We start from the raw sequence: 18,220 nt of genomic DNA on the forward strand, positions 1-18,220 counted from the left end.
GGATCCATCCGGAGAAGGCCACCTGGCGACCATCTACCGTCGCTCTGACGGGCCTCCGTCAGAGACCGTTGCCGACAAGGCTGGACGAGCCATGGCGCGCCGCCTCGGAGTACCGTTCGACTTCACCGCCCCGGCCATCCCTGACGGTCGGGACCCCGCTGCCGGAAGGTGCCGTGAGGGTGAAGCCACGGCTACGCAGCCATGAAGCAAGCCCGGCGGCGAACGTAGCCCTCAAAGTAGCCATGAAAGCGGTCATTCTGCCCGTTCACACAGGTGGCTGCATTGCGAAGATTTTCCGTACTGTTTAATGGCAACCGCACAAATGCGAGCCATTCGCAACAGCAGTCGATCTTCAAAAGGGGTGTGGGCATGACGTCCGGGTCCATACGGCGCGTGGCCGCCACCGCGCTGGCAGCCACGATGGCGCTCACCGCAGCGGCCTGCGCCGCGCCGAACGAGGGCCGGGGCAGCGGAAAGCCCACCGACACCGCGGTCGTCGGGATCGCCTACGAGCCGGAGACGCTCAGCCCCCTGCTGGGCTACGGCAAGGACGGCAACTCCAAGATCTTCGACGGGCTGCTCACCCACGACGCCGACATGCGCCTGAAGCCCGCACTGGCCGCCGCCCTGCCCAAGGTCACCGACGGCGGGAAGACCTACACCTTCACCCTCCGCCCGGGCGTGAAGTTCAGCGACGGCAAGCCCTTCACCGCCGCCGACGTGGTCTTCACCTACGAGACCATCCTCGACGAGAAGACCAACAACGCCTCCAAGGCCGAGCTGGACGCCGTCGACACGGTCGAGAAGAAGGACGACCGGACCGTCGTCTTCCACCTGAAGTACCCCTACGCGCCGTTCGCCGAGCGCACCGTCCTGCCCATCGCCCCCGCACACCTCGCGGGCAAACAGGACGTCAACACCGGGGCGTTCACCACCCACCCCGTCGGCACCGGCCCGTACGTCCTCACCAAGTGGTCCAAGGGCGAGAAGCTCACCTTCACCGCCAACCCCCGCTACTGGGGCGGCGCACCGAAGGTCAAGCACCTCACCATGGCCGTCATCAAGGACGACGACATCCGCGCCACCCGCCTGCGCTCCGGCGACCTCGACGGCGCCATCCTGCCGCCCGAACTCGCCGCCACCTTCAAGACCGACAAGGGCCGCAAGACCGTCGCCGCCCGCACCTTCGACTACCGCAACGTCACCCTGCCCAGCGCCAACCCGGTCACCGGCGACCGGTCCGTACGACAGGCACTGGACCTCGCCGTCGACCGCCAGGCCATGGTCAAGGGCATCCTCAGCGGCGCCGGCAAACCCGCCTACGGACCGGTGCCGACCGACAGCCCCTGGTTCGCCAAGGGCACCGAGCGCCCGCACGACCTCGCCAAGGCCCAGCACCTCCTCGACGAAGCCGGCTGGAAGAAGGGCCCCGACGGCGTCCGCACCAAGGACGGTCGGCGCGCCTCCTTCACCCTCTGGTACCTCTCCGGCGACAAGCTCCGCCAGGAACACGCACTGGCCTTCGCCTCGGACGCCAAGAAGGCCGGCATCGAGGCCAAGGTCGAGTCCGGCACCTGGGAAGCCATCGAGCCCAACATGAAGCAGGACGCGGTCCTCGCCGGCGGCGGCAGCCCCGCCGACCCCGACTTCGACCAGTACCTGCTGCTGCACTCCTCGCTCGCCGGCGACGGCTTCAACAACATGTCCCGGTACGCCAACAAGACCGTCGACGACCAACTCGTCACGGCCCGCCGCACCGACGACCACCAGGCCCGCAAGGCCGCCTACGACACCATCCAGCGCGAACTGGCCAAGGACCCCGCCTACCTCTTCCTCACCCACGTCGACCACCTCTACGTGATCGACGACCGCTGGCGGGACCTGACCACCCAGATCGAACCGCACGACCACGGGCTGGCCTCCGGCCCCTGGTGGAACGTTGAGGACTGGCAGCCCACGAAGTGACCGCGCTGACCTCGCTGCCCTGGGGGCCGATGGCGCGGATGACGGCACGGCGGGCCCTGACCGCCGTGCCGGTGCTGCTCGCCGTCACCCTCGGGGTGTTCGCGATCGCCGCCGCCTCACCCTTCGACCCGGTGCGCGCCTACGCCGGCACCGCCGGGCTCACCGCCTCCCAGGAGAACCTCGACCAACTCCGGCACAACCTCGGCGTCGACCGGCCACTGCTGACCCGCTGGTGGGACTGGCTGACCAGCGCCCTCACCGGCGACCTCGGCGACTCCGCGAGCCTGCGCGCCCCGGTCTCCCAGGTCATCGGCGAACGCCTCGGCTGGTCGGTGCTGCTGTGCGCGCTGGCCTTCGCGCTCGCCGTGGCCGCCGGCACCGTCCTCGGCGTACTGGCCGCCCGGCGCCGCGGCGGCGCCTTCGACCGCGCGGTCACCTCCGCCGCCTACGTCCTGGAAGCCGCCCCGCCGTACTGGCTCGGGCTGCTCGCCGTCTGGCTGGGCGCCCTCAAACTCGGGGTGCTGCCGGCCGGCGGCCTCACCGACACCGGCAGCGACATCGCCACCGCCGACCAGATCGCCCGCCACCTCGCACTGCCCGCACTGGTCCTCGCCGCCTCCCAACTCCCGTGGTTCGTGCTGTACGTCCGGCAGGGCGTCAGCGACGCCCTGGAGGAGGACCCCGTACGCGGCGCCCGGGCCCGCGGCCTACGGGAGCGCACCGTGCTCCTCCAGCACGCGCTGCGCTCCGGCCTGCTGCCCGTACTGACCCTGATCGGCTCCCGGGTGCCCGAACTCATCACCGGCGCCCTGCTGGTGGAGACCGTCTTCAGCTGGCCGGGCATCGCCGCCGCCACCGTCCAGGCCGCCACCAGCGTGGACTTCCCCCTGCTGGCCGCCCTCACCGCCCTCGCCACCGCCGCCGTCCTCGCCGGCAACTTGCTGTCCGACCTGCTCTACGGGTTGGCCGATCCGAGGGTGGGGTTCGATGGCTAGCGTCACCACGTCCACCGGGAAGCCGCGGATCCGGCGCGGCGGCGGTCCGCGGCGGGCCCTGCGTCTGCGGCTCTGCGCCGGCGTCCTGGCCTTCGTCGTCCTCGCCGTCGTGCTCGTGCCGCTGCTGGTCCCCCTGGACCGGCAGGCCGTGGACCTCGCCGCCAAGCTCCAACCACCGTCCGCCGCCCACCCGTTCGGCACCGACGAGGTCGGCCGCGACCTGCTCCTCCGCTGCGTTTACGGACTGCGGGTCTCGCTGCTGGTCGGGGTGGTCGCCGCACTGGCCGCCACGGTCCTCGGCACCGCCGTCGGCGCCCTGGCCGGAGCGCTCGGCGGCTGGGCCGACCGCACCGTGATGCGCCTGGTCGACCTCTTCTCCTCCGTACCGCACCTCCTGCTCGGCATCTTCATCGTCGCCGTGTTCCGGCCCGGCGTCTGGCCGGTGATCGTCTCGGTGGCGCTGACGCACTGGCTGTCCACCGCCCGGATCGTCCGCGCCGAGGTGCTCTCGCTGCGCTCCCGGCCCTACCTCGACGCCGCACTCACCGGCGGCGCCTCCCGCTGGCGGGTGACGGTCCGTCATCTCCTGCCGGCCGTCCTGCCGCAGGCCGGACTCGCCGCCGTCCTGATGGTGCCGCACGCCATCTGGCACGAGTCCGCACTGTCCTTCCTCGGCCTCGGGCTGCCCGCCCACGAGGCGAGCCTGGGCATCATGGCCAACGCCGCCCGCAGCTCCCTGCTGGCCGGCGACTGGTGGCCCACCCTCTTCCCGGGGCTGTTCCTCATCGTTCCCACCCTCGCCGTCGCCGGCCTGGCCGGCGCCTGGCGGGAGCGGCTCAACCCGCGCCGCCGATCGGAGCTGACGCTGTGACCGCCCACGCAACCCCCGACGGGACCGGCGCCACCGCCGACCGGCCCCTCCTCGCGGTCCGCGGGCTGACCGTCCGCTTCCGGATGCCCGGCGGCCGGTCCGTCGCCGCGGTCACCGACGTCACCTTCGACCTGACACCGGGCGAGTGCCTGGTCCTCGTCGGCGAGAGCGGCTGCGGCAAGTCCGTCCTCGCCTCGGCGCTGCTCGGCCTGCTGCCCGGCAACGCCGAGGCCACCGGCGCCGCACTCCTGGCCGATGCCCACGGCGAGACCGAACTGCTCGCCGCCCCCGAGACCGAGCTGGCCCGGTCCGTCCGCGGCCGCCGGATCGGGCTGATCCCGCAGAGCCCGGCCGCCCACCTCACCCCCGTCCGCACCGTTCGCGCCCAACTGGAGGAAACCGTAAGGGAGTTGACCGGCATCCCGCGCGGGTCCACGCTGCGGGCCGCCGCTGAACGGGCCGCCGAACGCGCCGCCTTCCCGCCCGGCCACCTCGACCGCCACCCGCACCAGCTCTCCGGCGGCCTGGCCCAGCGCGCCGCCACCGCCCTCGCCCTGGCCGGCGACGCCCCGCTGCTGCTCGCCGACGAACCGACCACCGGCCTCGACCGCGACCTCGTGGACCGCACCGTCGACGAACTGCGCCGGCACCTCGCCGCCGCACCGGCCGGGCCTGCCGGGAATGACATCGGACCCGCCGGGAATGACACCGGGCTCGCGGGGAACGGCACCGGGCCCGTCGGGAACGGCCCTGGGCCCGTCGGGAACGGCCCTGGGCCAGCGAGGAACGGCACCGGCCGCGCCCTACTGATGATCACCCACGACCTGGCGGCGGCCGAGCGGATCGCGGACCGGGTCGCCGTGATGTACGCCGGGCGGATCGTCGAACTCGCCGACGCCCGGCGGTTCTTCGGCACCCCGGGCCCCCGGCACCCCTACGCCCGCGGCCTGCTGGACGCCCTGCCCGACCGCGCCTTCACCCCCATCCCCGGGATGCCGCCCGAACTCGGCGACCTGCCGGCCGGCTGCGCCTTCGCCGTCCGCTGCGACCACGCCACCGTGACCTGCACGACGCTCCCCGCGCCCCGCGACGGCGTCGCCTGCCACCACCCCGCGCCGACGGAAGGGGAGACCGGCCGTCACCCCGCGCCGCCCGAGGCGGAGTCCGACAGCCACCCCGCGCCGCCGGAGAGGGAGCCCGACCGTGCTCGAACTGCGTGACATCACCGCCGGATACGACCGCCGCGCCCCCGTCGTCCGCGACGTGTCGCTGACCATCGCCCCGGGCGAGGCGGTCGGGCTGCTCGGCCCCAGCGGCTGCGGCAAGTCCACCCTGGCCCGGGTCGCCGCCCTGCTGCACCGACCGGACGCCGGCACCGTGGTCCTGGACGGCGCACCCGCCCGGGGCTGGCGCCACCGCGCGCCGCGCGAGCAGCGCACCGCCTTCGGTGTTCTCTTCCAACAGCCCCGCCTCTCCGCCGACCCCCGCCTGCGGCTCGCCGGCGTGATCGCCGAGCCGCTCCGCGCCACCGGACGGAAAGGCGAAATCCCCGCCCGGCTGGGGGAGTTGGCGCCCCTCGTCGGCCTCGGTGGCGACCTGCTCGGCCGCCGCCCGCACGAGGTCAGTGACGGCCAGCTGCAACGCGCCTGCCTGGCCCGCGCGCTGGTGCTCCGCCCCCGCTGGCTGATCTGCGACGAGATGACCGCGATGCTGGACGCCTCCACCACCGCCGCACTCGTCGCCGTCGTCGAGTCCTACCGCCGGGAGAGCGGCGCCGGACTGCTCGCCGTTGGCCACGACCGCACGCTGCTGGCACGCTGGTGCGACCGCACCGTCAGCTGGGCGGAGCTGGGCGCGACCACCGGAATGCCCGACGCGGCCTGAGCGTTCACCCCTACGATGGTCCGGCGTGACGCACGGGACGTAGAGGACGCGCGGGACGCAAGGGATGTACAGGATGCGCGGGACGTACGGGGATACAGGAGCGATCGTGCCCGAAGTGACGCATGTGACGGCCGAGACGGATGCGGATGCGGATGCGCCCTTCAGCGTGCCGCTCACGGTCCGCGGCTATGAGACCGACACCCAGGGCCACCTCAACCAGAGCGTCTACCTCCAGTACGCCGAGCACGCCCGCTGGTCCGCCCTCCAAGCCGCCGGCATCCCGCAGAGCACGCTGCTGGCCCGCGGCATCGGCCCGGTCACCCTCGAAACCACCATCCGCTACCTGCGGGAACTCCGCGCCGGCGACGAGGTCGAGGTCAGCTGCCGGTTCGTCTGGGGCGAGCGGAAGACGTTCGTGATCGAGCAGACCGTGCGCCGCACCGACGGCACCCCCGCCGCCGAGATCAGCGCCGTCTGCGGGGTCCTGGACCTCACCGCCCGCCGACTCCTGAAGGACCCCCGTACGGCCCTGCGGGAACTGGCCAGCGACGCCGGGGTGCTGGGGCTGGGGTAACCCTTGGGGGGCGGGCGAACGGATCCCCTAGGGGGAGTGGACGCCCCCTCGGGGCCACAACGCGCGGGGCCGCAGCGGATATTCCGGAAGCCCCCGCCCGACTCGGCCCCACCCAACCCCACCGCCCCGGCTCACCCCTCGTGCGCCCCGCGGGCCGGCACGACCGTCACCTCCGTGCCGGCCGCCCGTACCGCCCGGACCTGCTCCGCCGGCAGTCCGTCATCGGTGATCAGCAGGTCGAAGTCGGTCAGCGGCGCCAGCGCGTACAGCCCGTCCTTGCTGAACTTGGTGTGGTCGGCGACCAGCACCCGCCGCGCCGCGCTCTCCATCATCGCCCGCTTGACCTGCACCGTTTCCGGCGAGGTGTGGTAGCAGCGCCCCTTGGCGACGGCCGTGGTCGACAGGAACAGCACGTCCGCCCGGTAGGCCCGGACCGCGTCCGCGGTGTGCAGCCCCATGAAGGCGTCGTACGCCGGGAAGTACGCCCCGCCCAGCGTGATCAGTGAGATCCCCGGCTCCTGGGCGAGCGTGGTGATCGCCGGCAGCGAATTGGTGATCACGGTCAGCGGCGCGTGCTCGGGCGTCTGGTGCGCCAGCATCAAACAGGTGGTGCTGTCGTCCAGCAGCACCGTCTGCCCCGGCACCAGCAGTGCCGCCGCGGCCCGCGCCAACAGCTGTTTGGTCGCCGCCATCGTCGCCATCCGCTCCGCGACCGTGCCGTGGAACTGCGCCGACGGCAGCCCCGTCGCGCCACCCCGCACCTTCCGCAGCCAGCCCTGTGCCTGGAGCGCGTCCAGATCCCGGTGGGTGGTCATCAGGCTGATCTCGAACTCCGCGGCCAGCTCCGAGGTCCGTACGAACCCCCGGGCGATCACCGTCTCCCGGATCCGCCGCCGCCGTTCCTCCTGGGCCTCGACCCGGTCCATCGCCCCGTTCCCTCCGGTTCGCATCGCGGTCACCCACGTGAAGGCGCCGCGTGATGTTCACATGAAGGTAACGCGGCGCACGCGGCACAGGTGCCCGCCGCATGCGGTTCCGTCCCGATGCACCACGGCAGTTCCCCGCCCCGATGGGAAGATTCCGGCCACCCTTGACGCCCCTTTTACGCGAGCGATTGCATCACCGCGTCGTCCACCGGACCCGCGGACCCCGCCACCCCCTCCGCCGGCCCGGACCCACCCGCATCCGTCCCGCCGCACAAAAAGGGGAGCTTCGATGACGAACCCTCCGCTGCTCGCGCCCCGCGCGCTCCTGGCCCGCCTCGGCATCCCACCTACCCTCGCCTGGGGCTACCTCGGGCTGCTCCTCTTCATGATCGGCGACGGCGTCGAGTCCGGATACCTCTCGCCGTACCTCATCGACCGCGGCATCCCGGAATCCCGGGTCGCCCTGCTCTTCACCGTCTACGGCATCGCCGCGGGCATCGCCGCCTGGCTCTCCGGCGTCCTCTCCGACCTGTGGGGCCCCCGCCGCGTGATGTGGGCCGGCCTGGCCATCTGGGCCCTCTTCCAACTGCTCTTCCTCACCGCGGCCCTCCCCCTCACCAGCTACCCCCTGATGCTCCTCGGCTACGGCCTGCGCGGCCTGGGCTACCCGCTCTTCGCCTACGGCTTCCTCGTCTGGATCGCCGGCGTGGCGCCCCGCGCCCGACTCGGCACCGCCATGGGCTGGTTCTGGTTCGCCTTCACCGGCGGGCTGCCCACGCTCGGCTCCCTCGTCGCCAGTGGCCTGATCCCGCGCATCGGCGCCTACGCCACCCTCTGGGCCGCCCTGGCGCTGGTCGCCGCCGGCGGTCTGATCGCGCTGCTGCTGGTCCGCGACGAGCACGGCGCCCGACGGCCCCGGACCGCGGGACAGGGGCCACTGGCCACCCTCGTCGGCAGCATCACCGTCCTGTGGCGCAACCCCCGGGTCGGCGCCGGCTCCCTCGTCCGGGTCATCAACACCGCCTCACAGTTCGGCTTCTTCGTCATCCTGCCGGTGCACTTCACCAAGACGGTGGGATTCACCCTCACCCAATGGCTGCACCTGCTCAGCGCGATGTTCGCCACCAACATCTTCGCCAACCTGCTCTTCGGCGTGGTCGGCGACCGCATCGGCTGGCGCCGCACCATCGCCTGGTTCGGCGGCGCCGGCTGCACCCTGAGCACCCTCCTGCTCTACTACCTCCCCACCACCGCCGGCCCGAACTTCCCGCTCGCCCTCCTGGTCGCCGCGTTCTACGGCGCTACTCTGGCGGGATACGTACCGATATCAGCGTTGATGCCCTCTCTGGAGCCGCGGCACAAGGGACAGGCACTGGCGGCCCTCAACCTCGGCGCCGGCGCCAGCACCTTCGTCGGACCCGCCGTCGTCGCGGCCTTCGTCGGGCCACTCGGCGTCGAAGGGGTGGTCTGGATCTTCGCGGGGATGTACGCGGTGAGCTGCGCCCTCACCCCCTTCCTGAAACTCCCGGACGGGTCGGAACCGGCAGCGGCCGACCAGGACGCCGCCACGCCGCACACCACACCGGCCTCGGCGTGAAAGGAACCCGCTGATGTCCGTACTCACCATCGACGCCGGCACCACCGTCATCAAGTCCGTCGTCTTCGACGACCAGGGCAACGAGATCGCCGTCTCCCGCGTCGCCACCGACGTGCTCCGCCCCCACCCCGGCTGGGCCGAACAGGACATGGACGCCGTCTGGCAGGCCGTCGTCCACACCGTCCGCGACGTCCTCACCGACCTGACCGACCCGGTCTGGCTGGTCTCCTTCACCGCCCAGGGCGACGGCGCCTGGCTGATCGACGACCACGGCCGCCCCACCGGCCCGGCCATCCTGTGGTCCGACGGCCGGGCCGGCGACCTGCTCACCACCTGGCAACGCGACGGCCTCCTCGAAGCCGCCTTCCGCCGCAACGGCTCACTGACCTGCGCCGGCATGCCCAACGCCCTCTTCGCCTGGCTCGCCGCCCACGACCCGGACCGACTCGCCCGCTCCACCACCTCGCTCACCGCCGCCGGCTGGCTCTTCCTCCGCCTCACCGGCGTCCGCGCCACCGACGAATCCGACGCCTCCGCACCCTTCCTCGACCACACCACCGGCGCCTACGACCCCGCCATCCTCGAACTCTTCGGCCTCACCGCCTACGCCCGACTGCTGCCCACCGTCCTCGCCGAGGACCAACGCATCGCCGAACTCACCACCGCCGCCGCCGACCAACTCGGCCTGCCCGCCGGCCTCCCCGTCGTCATGGCTCCCTACGACATCGCCGCCACCGCCCGCGGCGTCGGCGTCGTCAACCCCGGCCAGGCATGCAGCATCCTCGGCACCACCCTGTGCACCGAAATCGTCCGCACCGGCATCGACACCACCGGCGAACCCTCCGGCGTCAACATCGCCTACCGCGGCCGCGAACGCGTCCTCCGTGCCTTCCCCACCCTCAACGGTGCCGAAGTGCTCGGTTGGGCCGCCCGACTCCTCCACGTGCCCGGACCACCCGAACTCTCCCGCCTCGCCTTCGCCTCGGAACCCGGCGCCCGCGGACTGATGTTCCTGCCCTACCTGTCACCGGCCGGCGAACGCGCCCCGTTCCTCGACCCCGGCGCTCGCGGCTCCTTCTGGGGCCTGACCCTCGAACACACCCCCGCCGACCTGGCCCGCGCCGTCTTCGACGGACTCTCCCTCGTCCTGCGCGACTCCCTGGCCGCCGCCCGCACCGACGTCACCGAACTACGACTGTGCGGCGGCGGCGCCAACAGCGACGCCTGGTGCGCCCTGATCGCCGACGCCACCGGCGTGCCCACCGCCCGCTCCGGCGACACCGAGATCGGCGCCAAGGGCGCCTTCCTCACCGGACTGGTCCGCACCGGCGCCATCAGCAGCATGCACCGCGCCGCCGACACCTACGTCCACATGCAACACCGCTGGCAACCCGACCCGGAACGCGCCGCGTTCTACGCCGCCCTCCACCAGGACTTCCTCACCTGGCGCGGCCTCGCCCGGAACGCCGGCTGGCGCACCACCGCCACCTGGCGCCCGAACCCCGCCACCCCCACCACCCGCCGCAGCGACCCCACGCACCACCCCGCCGAGACCCCCGCCCCAGGAGGCATCCGTGTCTGACCCGCACGCCCCCGGATTCACCGGCCCGGGCCCCGGCCCCGACGACATCTGGCTCGGCCTCGACCTCGGCACCCAGAGCGCCCGCTGCCTCGCCGTCGACGGCACCGGAACCCTCCTGGCCACCGCGGCCCGCCCACTCACCAGCCAGCGCACCGGCAACCGCCACGAACAAGACCCCCACGAGTGGTGGACCGCACTCGCCGACGCCTGCCGCGAAGCGCTCGCCGGACTCGACACCGACCGGATCCGGGGACTGGCGATCGACGGCACCTCCGGCACCCTCCTCCTCACCGACACCCACGGCACCCCCCGCACCCCCGGCCTCATGTACGACGACGGCCGCGCCACCGACCAGGCCGAAACGGTCAACACCGCAGGCGGACCCGTCTGGCAGGAACTCGGCTACCGCACCATGCCCCCCTCCTGGGCACTGCCCAAACTCCGCTGGCTACTGGACCACGACCCCGCCCTCCGCACCGGCTCCCGGCTCCTGCACCAAGTCGACCTGATCACCTGGAAACTGGCCGGCCGACAACTCCCCAGCGACGCCAGCCACGCCCTCAAAACCGGCTACCACCTCATCGACGAACGCTGGCCGCACGACGTCATGGACCACCTCGACATCCCCACCGACCTGCTGCCCGACGTCGTCCGCCCCGGCACGGTCCTCGGCACCGTCGCCCCCTCGGCCGCCGACGCCACCGGCATCCCTGCCGGCACCGCCATCGTCGCCGGCATGACCGACGGCTGCGCGGCACAGATCGGCGCCGGCGCCCTCACCCCCGGCGCCTGGAACGCCGTCCTCGGCACCACCCTCGTCCTCAAAGGCAGCAGCGACCACCTGATCCGCGACCCCGCAGGCGTGGTCTACTGCCACCGCGGACCCGGCGACACCTGGTGGCCCGGCGGCGCCTCCAGCAGCGGCGCCGGCGTCATCTCCCAGTACTTCCACGGCGAGAACCTCGACGTCCTCACCGACCAGGCCGCCGCCCTCGACCCCGACGCCGTCGCCTACCCCCTGGTCTCCACCGGCGGCGAACGCTTCCCCTTCCGCGCCCCCGAAGCCGAACCCTTCATCCTCGGCGACGTCCCCACCCGCGCCACCGCCTTCCACGCCTACCTCCTCGGCGTCGCCTGCCTCGAACGCCTCTGCTTCGACTACCTCGACCACCTCGGCGCCGCCACCGACGGCCCCCTCACCTACACCGGCGGCGGCGCCCGCAACACCTACTGGTGCCGCCTACGCGCCGAAGTCCTCGGCCGCACCGTCCACGTCCCCGAACACGCCGAAGGCGCCCTCGGTATGGCCGTCCTCGCCGCCACCTCCGCGGGCACCACCCTCACCGAAGCCGCCACCGCCATGGTCCGCCCCGGCACCGAGATCCGGCCCGCCCCCGACCGCACCGCCCGCTACCTCCCCGTCTACCACCGCTTCGTCGACGCACTCACCCGCCGCGGCTGGCTCGCCCCCACCGTCGCCGACCACGCCCTCAGGAGGGCCGCCCAGTGACCGACTTCCTCCTCGTCCGCCACGGCGAGACCGTCTGGCACGCGGAGAACCGCTACGCCGGCCGCTCCGACGTCCCCCTCACCGACCGCGGCCGCGAACAGGCCCACGCCCTCGCCCACTGGGCCGCCACCGCCGACCTCACCGCCATCTGGACCTCCCCCCTCTCCCGCGCCCGCCTCACCGCCGCCCCCGCCGCCGACGCCTGCGGCCTCACCCCCCACATCGACGAACGCCTCTACGAACTCGACTTCGGCCAAGGCGAGGGCCTGACCCGCGACGAAATGCGGCAACGCTTCCCGCAGGGCGTCACCGCCTTCCTCGCCGACCCCGCCGACCACCACCTCCCCGGCGGCGAACACCCCCGCCACGCCGCGGAACGCGCCGCCGCCTGCCTCGCCGACATCGCCCGCGACCAGCCCCACGGCCGGATCCTCGTGGTCGCCCACTCCACCCTCATCCGGGTCCTGCTCTGCCACCTCCTCGGCATCCCCCTCGCCGAATACCGCCGCACCTTCCCCCAACTCCACAACGGCGCACTCACCGAAATCCGCCTCGAACACGGCCGCACCGCCCTCCTCCGCCTCAACGCCCCCGCCCTCACCCCGACCCCCGCCCTGCACTGACCGGCGACCACCCCACCCGCCCCACCCACCCCAGCAACCCAGGAGAGAAACCCCGCATGACCACGACCGTCCTCGCCGCCGGCAACCACTTCATCCGCCCCGGCCTGTTCAGCGCGGCCGTACGCAAGGCGGTCGGGGACACCCCACTCCAGATACGCGAGCTCCAATTCGGCTGGCCGCACACCCCGTTCGGCCCGGTCGCCGAGGTCAACGAGGCATCCGGCACCGAAGACCAGATGATCCAAGCCCTCCAAGGCATCGAGATCTGCGTCACCGAACACGGCCCGCTCACCGAACGCATCCTCGCCAACTGCCCCGACCTCAAGCTGTTCTGCACCAGTCGCGGCGGCCCGGTCAACGCCAACCTCGAAGCCGCCACCCGCCACGGCGTCGCCGTCTGCAACGCCCCCGGCCGCAACGCCACCGCCACCGCCGAACACACCCTCACCCTGCTGCTGGCCGCCGCCCGCGGCGTCGGCGACACCCACACCGACCTGCGCCGCGGTGTCTGGCGCGGCGACTACTACGACTACGACAACTGCGGCATCGAGATCGACGGCACCACCATCGGCCTCATCGGCTTCGGCGCCATCGGCAGCCGCGTCGCCAAGGTCCTGCACGCCATGGGCGCCCACGTCCTCGTCCACGACCCCTACGTCCACCCCGAAGCCCTCGCCGGCCTCGCCGAACCGGTCCCCCTCGACGAACTCCTCACCCGCTCCCGCATCGTCTCCCTGCACGCCCGGGTCACCCCCGAGACCACCGGCATGATCGGCCGCGCCCAACTCGCCGCGATGCCGCCCGGCTCCGTCCTGGTCAACTGCGCCCGCGGCGCCCTCCTGGACTACGAAGCGGTCTGCGACGCCCTGGAATCCGGCCAGCTCGCCGGCGCCGGCTTCGACGTCTTCCCCGAGGAACCCGTCCCCGCCGACTCCCGACTGCTGACCGCCCCCGGCGTCGTCCTCACCCCCCACATCGCCGGCGGCAGCCAACAGGTCGCCCACAAGGCCGCGGACATCGTCGCCGCCGACGTCGCCCGCTACCTCCGCGGCGAACCCCTCCACCACCAGGCCAACGCCTAGCACACACCCACACAAAAGCGCCGGACGGGCTGGAAGAAGATTCCAGCCCGTCCGGCGCTTGAGGACCGGATGCCGGGGTCCGGGACAGCGCCCCGGACGCTGTCAACCCGGCGCGGTCAGCGCCTCCGCACCAGCGGGAACGGCAGCGTCTCGCGGATCGACAGACCGGTCAGGAACATCACCAGCCGGTCCACGCCGATGCCCAGACCACCGGTCGGCGGCATCGCGTACTCCAGCGCCTGGAGGAAGTCCTCGTCCAGCTCCATCGCCTCCGGGTCACCACCGGCCGCCAACAGCGACTGCGCGGTGAGCCGCCGCCGCTGCTCGACCGGATCGGTCAGCTCCGAGTAGGCGGTACCCAACTCGGTGCCGAACGCCACCAGGTCCCAGCGCTCCGCGAGCCGCGGATCGACCCGGTGCTGACGCGTCAACGGCGAGACATCGGTGGGGAAGTCCTTGTAGAACGTCGGCAGCGTGGTCTTCTCCTCCACCAACCGCTCGTACATCTCCAACACGATGTCGCCCCGGCCCATCTCCGGCTTCACCGGCACCGACGAGGCTTTGCACAGCCGCCGCAGCACCTCCGGGTTGGTGTCCGCGTCGACCTCCTCGCCCAGCGCCTCGGAGATCGCCCCGTACACGGTCTTGACCGGCCAGATGCCCGAGATGTCGTGCTCGACCAGCCGCCCGTTCTTGTCCGCCTTGCGCGCCGTGGCACTGCCGAACGCGGCGACCGCCGCCCCCTGGATCAGCTCCCGGGTCAGGTTCAGCATCACGTCGTAGTCGGCGAACGCCTGGTACGCCTCCAACATCGTGAACTCGGGGTTGTGCTTGTACGAGATGCCCTCGTTGCGGAACGTCCGCCCCATCTCGAAGACCTTCTCCATACCGCCCACACAGAGCCGCTTGAGATACAGCTCCGGCGCGATCCGCAGGTACAGGTCCAGGTCGTAGGCGTTGATGTGGGTGTGGAACGGACGGGCGTTCGCACCACCGTGGATCTGCTGGAGCATCGGCGTCTCGACCTCCAGGTAACCCCGGTCGATCAGCCCCTGCCGCAGCGCCTGCACCGCCGTACTACGGGCCCGCACCGTCTCCCGCGCACCCGGCGAGACGACCAGGTCCACGTACCGCTGCCGGACCCGGGCCTCCGGATCGGACAGACCACGCCGCTTGTCCGGCAACGGACGCAGACACTTGGCGGTCAGCCGCCACTGCGTCACGAACACCGTCAACTCACCGCGCTCGCTGCTGCCGACCTCACCCTCGGCCTCCACGTGGTCACCGAGGTCCACGTCCGCACCGAAGCGCTCCAGCAGCTCGCCACCCGCATCCCGGGTCAACGCGATCTGCAGATCGCCCGACCAGTCCCGCAGGACCGCGAACAGCACACCACCGTGATCGCGGACGAGCAGCACCCGCCCGGCGACCGTCACGGTCTTGCCGGTGCGCTCCCCGGCCGCCAGCTCCCGGTGCTCCTCGCGCACCTGGCCCAGGGTGTGCGTCCGCTGCACGCCGACCGGGTACGGATCGGTACCCGCCTCCCGCAGCCGCTCCAGCTTCTGGTGCCGCACCCGCACCTGCTCGGGCAGCGCGGCCAGCTCCCGCTCCCGCTGCTCCTCCTCGGTGGCCGGCTCGGCCTGCACCAGACCCAGCTCGTCCAACGACGGCAGACCCGCGGTGCTCGCCGGCGCCAACACCCGCTTCTTGTGCCCCTTGCCCCACAGCTTGCCCAGGCTCGGCACCGCCACGAAACCCTCGGCGATGCCCGACGCCATGCCGATCCGGGCGAGCGCACCGGCATCCGCGTAGCACAGGAACCGCGGGTACCACTCCGGGTGGTACTTCGAGTTCGACCGGTACAGCGCCTCCAGCTGCCACCAGCGGGAGAAGAACAGCAGCAGCCGTCGCCACACCTTCAGCACCGGACCGGCGCCGATCCGGGAGCCCTCCTCGAAGGCGGACCGGAACACCGCGAAGTTCAACGAGACCCGGCGCACCCCGAGCGCCCCGGCCTGCGCGCACAGCTGCGCGACCATGAACTCCATCACGCCGTTCGGCGCACTGCGGTCGCGCCGCATCACGTCCAGCGAGATGCCGTCCTTGCCCCAGGGCACGAACGACAGCAGCGCGATCATCTTCCCGTCGCCGTCGAACGCCTCGGCCAGCAGACAGTCGCCGTCCTGCCGATCGCCGAGCCGGTCCAGCGCCATCGAGAAGCCACGCTCGGTCTCGGTGTCCCGCCACGCGTCCGCGCGGTGGATGACCTCTTCCATCTCCGCATCGGTCAACTCGGCGTGCCGCCGGACCCGGAAGGTCGCCCCGGTCCGCGCGACGCGGTTGACGGCCTGGCGGGTGCCCCGCATGTCCCGGCCGTCGAGATCGAAGTCCGCGATGTTGAGGATCGCCTCGTCACCGAGCTGCAGCGCACCCAGCCCGGCGCGGGCGAACGCCTTGGCACCGTCCTCGCTCGCCCCCATGACGGCCGGCTGCCAGCCGTACCGACGGGCGACGTCCAGCCACGCGTCGATCGCCGGACCCCACGCCTCCCGGTCACCGACCGGGTCACCACTGGCCAGACAGACGCCGGTCTCCACGCGGTAGGTGACGGCGGCCTTGCCGCTGGGGGAGAAGACCACGGCCTTGTCCCGGCGGGTGGCGAAGTATCCGAGCGAGTCCTGGCTGCCGTACTTCGACAGCAGCGCCCGGATGCGGTCCTCCTCGTCACCGTGCAGCGCGGCTTCCATCCGCTGCGAACGGAACAGCGCGGCGGCGGCGTTGAGCAGCGCCAGCGCGCCCAGCAGCCCGAGCAGGGTGCCGATCCAGTGCGCCGGGTGCCCCTCCACGATCCGGCCGCCGACCAGCCCACCGCAGACGCGGTTGGCCGCCCACAGCAGCCGGTTGCCGCCACCGGCCTCCAGCGAACCGGGCGCCAGCGACACCAGGCCCCAGCCGATCAGCACCGCGACCACGAGCCCACCGGCGAGCACCAGAGCGGCCCGCAGGAACGCGCCGCGTCGGGTGATCGCGTAGAACTCACGGTGCGAGACGAGCAGCAGCACCAGCGCCCCGACGCACAGCACCAGGGAGAAACTGAATTCCCAGTACCCGGCGGCCAGGAACAGCGCATCGGCGAGGCCGTTCAGCACCATGTACGCGGCCACGAACCACAGGGCCACGCGTTTGCGCGTGGTCATCGCCGCGGCCAGGAGGAAGAGGAACGCGGCGTAGGCGAAGTTCGGCGCCACCGGGATCGTGAGCGTGTCCAGCCAGTAGATCACCGAGTGGAGAGTGCGCCGAAGGGGCCCGATCAGCGCCGTCAGGGCACAGAAAAGCCCCAGCAAGCTGAAGATGATGGCGAAGCCATTGGGGACGCGGCGCCGGAAGCGCAGCCACCCCGTGAGTTGATCCTGGTCCTGCACGGTGCTCATTCCGTCACATTAGGCTCTGAAAGGGGTTGGCAGTCCGACACGAGGCGTGCGCTCCGCCTCCGGCCCACTGCCGCTGCGACCGGCCGACCATCCAGTCTCCGGCCCCGCCCCTTCTGTTGTCTGTCCCTCGCAGGGAGGGTTCGGTGACCGCCACGGGTCACCCACCTGGACCTTGCCATAAAGCCGGCGTAAGTCCGAGTCCGGGTGTGATGTACGCGTCAGAATCGAGGTCCGCCCGGACGGCCGCACTCCGACCCACGGTGAACCGCAGCCCGTAGTCCTTGGTGAAGAACCGCCCGCCACCGGAGTCCACGCCGTTCAGCTCAGCCCGGAGAGTCACCTTGGTGCCCGGCTTCCACTGCTGCTCCGGTCGCCAGACGATCCGGTCCTTGCCGTGGGCCGACTCCCAGGTCCACGCACCCACCGTCCGGTTGTCGGTGGTCACGGTCAGTCGTCGCTCCACCGTCACCCGGTCACGCACCGGAAAAGCGAAGGTCAGGCTGATCGGATCACTGACGCCGACCACCTCGCCGTGCGGCCGGGGACTGAACGTCAGCCGGTTCCGCTTGGCCACCTTCCCGGTGGTCAGCGACTCCTTGGCCTCGTCGGCGGCGCCCTGGGGGTTCTTGGTCCGGGCGAGCACCGAGTACTTGGTGTCCGGGGCGGCCTTGGCCCGCGACGTCCACACCGTCCCGCCGTGGCTGAACCCGCCGACCAGCTGCCGGCCCCGGGGATCGGTCACCGTCACCTCGGTCAGCACCCCGCCGTCCGCACTCACCCGCAGCTGGTCGCCGGCCTGCACCGTCGGGTGCCCACCGGCCGACCCCAGCCCCACCTTCACCGGCTGCTCCGGGGTCGCCGACGCCCGGGCCGCGTCGCAGGCCGCGAGCGTACCGACGCCGAGCACCGGCATCAGCGCGAGGGCGACACACAGCGACCGGGAGGGCCGGAACGGCCGGGCGGGGCTCAGGCTCATGGGCGGACTTTCCGTCGGTAGTGGGAGCGGCGGCAACGTCGGCCGCTAAGACGGTCAATCGCAACACTCCGTTGCGGGGGGTGAGGTGATCCATGCCACTTCTTTACCGACGGGTGGAACTCCCCTCGAATGTGTCGCCCCCGTGGGTGAGTTGAGGGCGAGCGGGGCGCCCGCGCCCCCGTCTCCGCGCCCCGCCGCCCCCTT

Annotated in this window: 14 protein-coding genes; 11 read left to right on the forward strand and 3 right to left on the reverse strand. The window is 72.2% G+C overall.

The genetic code is table 11. The annotated features are described in order from the left end of the window. Positions 1–369 precede the first annotated feature (369 nt). The 6 genes from ACO0M4_RS10325 (at position 370) to ACO0M4_RS10350 (ending at position 6,289) form a co-directional block, all read left to right on the forward strand. Positions 370–1,965: an ABC transporter substrate-binding protein gene (locus tag ACO0M4_RS10325; protein WP_430369530.1), complete on the forward strand. Its 1,596-nt coding sequence runs from the start codon at positions 370–372 to the stop codon at positions 1,963–1,965. A gap of 38 nt (positions 1,966–2,003) precedes the next feature. Continuing rightward, positions 2,004–2,960 (forward strand): ABC transporter permease, encoded by a 957-nt coding sequence (locus ACO0M4_RS10330; protein ID WP_430371328.1) that lies wholly within the window; start codon positions 2,004–2,006, stop codon positions 2,958–2,960. Next, entirely contained in the window at positions 2,953–3,831 is an 879-nt protein-coding gene (locus ACO0M4_RS10335) for an ABC transporter permease (protein ID WP_430369531.1), read from the forward strand. Before ACO0M4_RS10330 ends, ACO0M4_RS10335 begins: the two co-directional genes overlap by 8 nt. Positions 3,832–3,914: 83 nt before the next feature. Continuing rightward, complete coding sequence (locus ACO0M4_RS10340; protein ID WP_430371330.1) at positions 3,915–5,051, forward strand: ABC transporter ATP-binding protein; 1,137 nt, start codon at positions 3,915–3,917, stop codon at positions 5,049–5,051. After that, entirely contained in the window at positions 5,035–5,715 is a 681-nt protein-coding gene (locus ACO0M4_RS10345) for an ABC transporter ATP-binding protein (protein ID WP_430369532.1), read from the forward strand. The genes ACO0M4_RS10340 and ACO0M4_RS10345 overlap by 17 nt, the downstream gene beginning before the upstream one ends. Before the next feature lie 106 nt (positions 5,716–5,821). Next, complete coding sequence (locus ACO0M4_RS10350; RefSeq protein WP_430369533.1) at positions 5,822–6,289, forward strand: acyl-CoA thioesterase; 468 nt, start codon at positions 5,822–5,824, stop codon at positions 6,287–6,289. Positions 6,290–6,420: 131 nt separating this feature from the next. On the opposite strand, the gene ACO0M4_RS10355 is transcribed toward ACO0M4_RS10350, so the two are convergent. After that, entirely contained in the window at positions 6,421–7,215 is a 795-nt protein-coding gene (locus ACO0M4_RS10355) for a DeoR/GlpR family DNA-binding transcription regulator (protein WP_430369534.1), read from the reverse strand. A gap of 289 nt (positions 7,216–7,504) precedes the next feature. Here ACO0M4_RS10355 and ACO0M4_RS10360 point away from each other — a divergent pair, with 289 nt between their 5' ends. Genes ACO0M4_RS10360 through ACO0M4_RS10380 form a run of 5 tightly spaced genes read left to right on the forward strand, consistent with a single transcriptional unit; the run spans position 7,505 to position 13,609 of the window. Next, positions 7,505–8,812: an MFS transporter gene (locus tag ACO0M4_RS10360; RefSeq protein WP_430369535.1), complete on the forward strand. Its 1,308-nt coding sequence runs from the start codon at positions 7,505–7,507 to the stop codon at positions 8,810–8,812. 13 nt (positions 8,813–8,825) lie between these two features. After that, positions 8,826–10,394: an FGGY family carbohydrate kinase gene (locus ACO0M4_RS10365; RefSeq protein WP_430369536.1), complete on the forward strand. Its 1,569-nt coding sequence runs from the start codon at positions 8,826–8,828 to the stop codon at positions 10,392–10,394. Continuing rightward, positions 10,387–11,904 carry an FGGY-family carbohydrate kinase gene (locus tag ACO0M4_RS10370; RefSeq protein WP_430369538.1) on the forward strand — a complete coding sequence of 506 codons (1,518 nt, stop codon included), beginning with the start codon at positions 10,387–10,389 and terminating at the stop codon, positions 11,902–11,904. The genes ACO0M4_RS10365 and ACO0M4_RS10370 overlap by 8 nt, the downstream gene beginning before the upstream one ends. Further along, positions 11,901–12,527, forward strand: a complete 627-nt coding sequence (locus tag ACO0M4_RS10375) for a histidine phosphatase family protein (RefSeq protein ID WP_430369539.1) — start codon at positions 11,901–11,903, stop codon at positions 12,525–12,527. Before ACO0M4_RS10370 ends, ACO0M4_RS10375 begins: the two co-directional genes overlap by 4 nt. Positions 12,528–12,583: 56 nt before the next feature. Beyond that, a complete protein-coding gene (locus tag ACO0M4_RS10380; protein ID WP_430369540.1) occupies positions 12,584–13,609 on the forward strand; it encodes a 2-hydroxyacid dehydrogenase in 1,026 nt (341 codons plus the stop codon). A gap of 116 nt (positions 13,610–13,725) precedes the next feature. Here ACO0M4_RS10380 and lysX read toward each other — a convergent pair whose 3' ends face one another. Together lysX and ACO0M4_RS10390 are read right to left on the reverse strand one after the other, a co-directional pair. Next, a complete protein-coding gene (gene lysX / locus ACO0M4_RS10385) occupies positions 13,726–17,040 on the reverse strand; it encodes a bifunctional lysylphosphatidylglycerol synthetase/lysine--tRNA ligase LysX (RefSeq protein WP_430369542.1) in 3,315 nt (1,104 codons plus the stop codon). A 157-nt stretch (positions 17,041–17,197) separates the two neighbouring features. Next, positions 17,198–18,016 carry an Ig-like domain-containing protein gene (locus ACO0M4_RS10390; protein WP_430369543.1) on the reverse strand — a complete coding sequence of 273 codons (819 nt, stop codon included), beginning with the start codon at positions 18,014–18,016 and terminating at the stop codon, positions 17,198–17,200. Between the last annotated feature and the right edge of the window lie 204 nt (positions 18,017–18,220).

The sequence above is a fragment of the Streptomyces sp. RGM 3693 genome (assembly GCF_050471125.1).
Classification (GTDB): Bacteria; Actinomycetota; Actinomycetes; order Streptomycetales; family Streptomycetaceae; genus Streptomyces.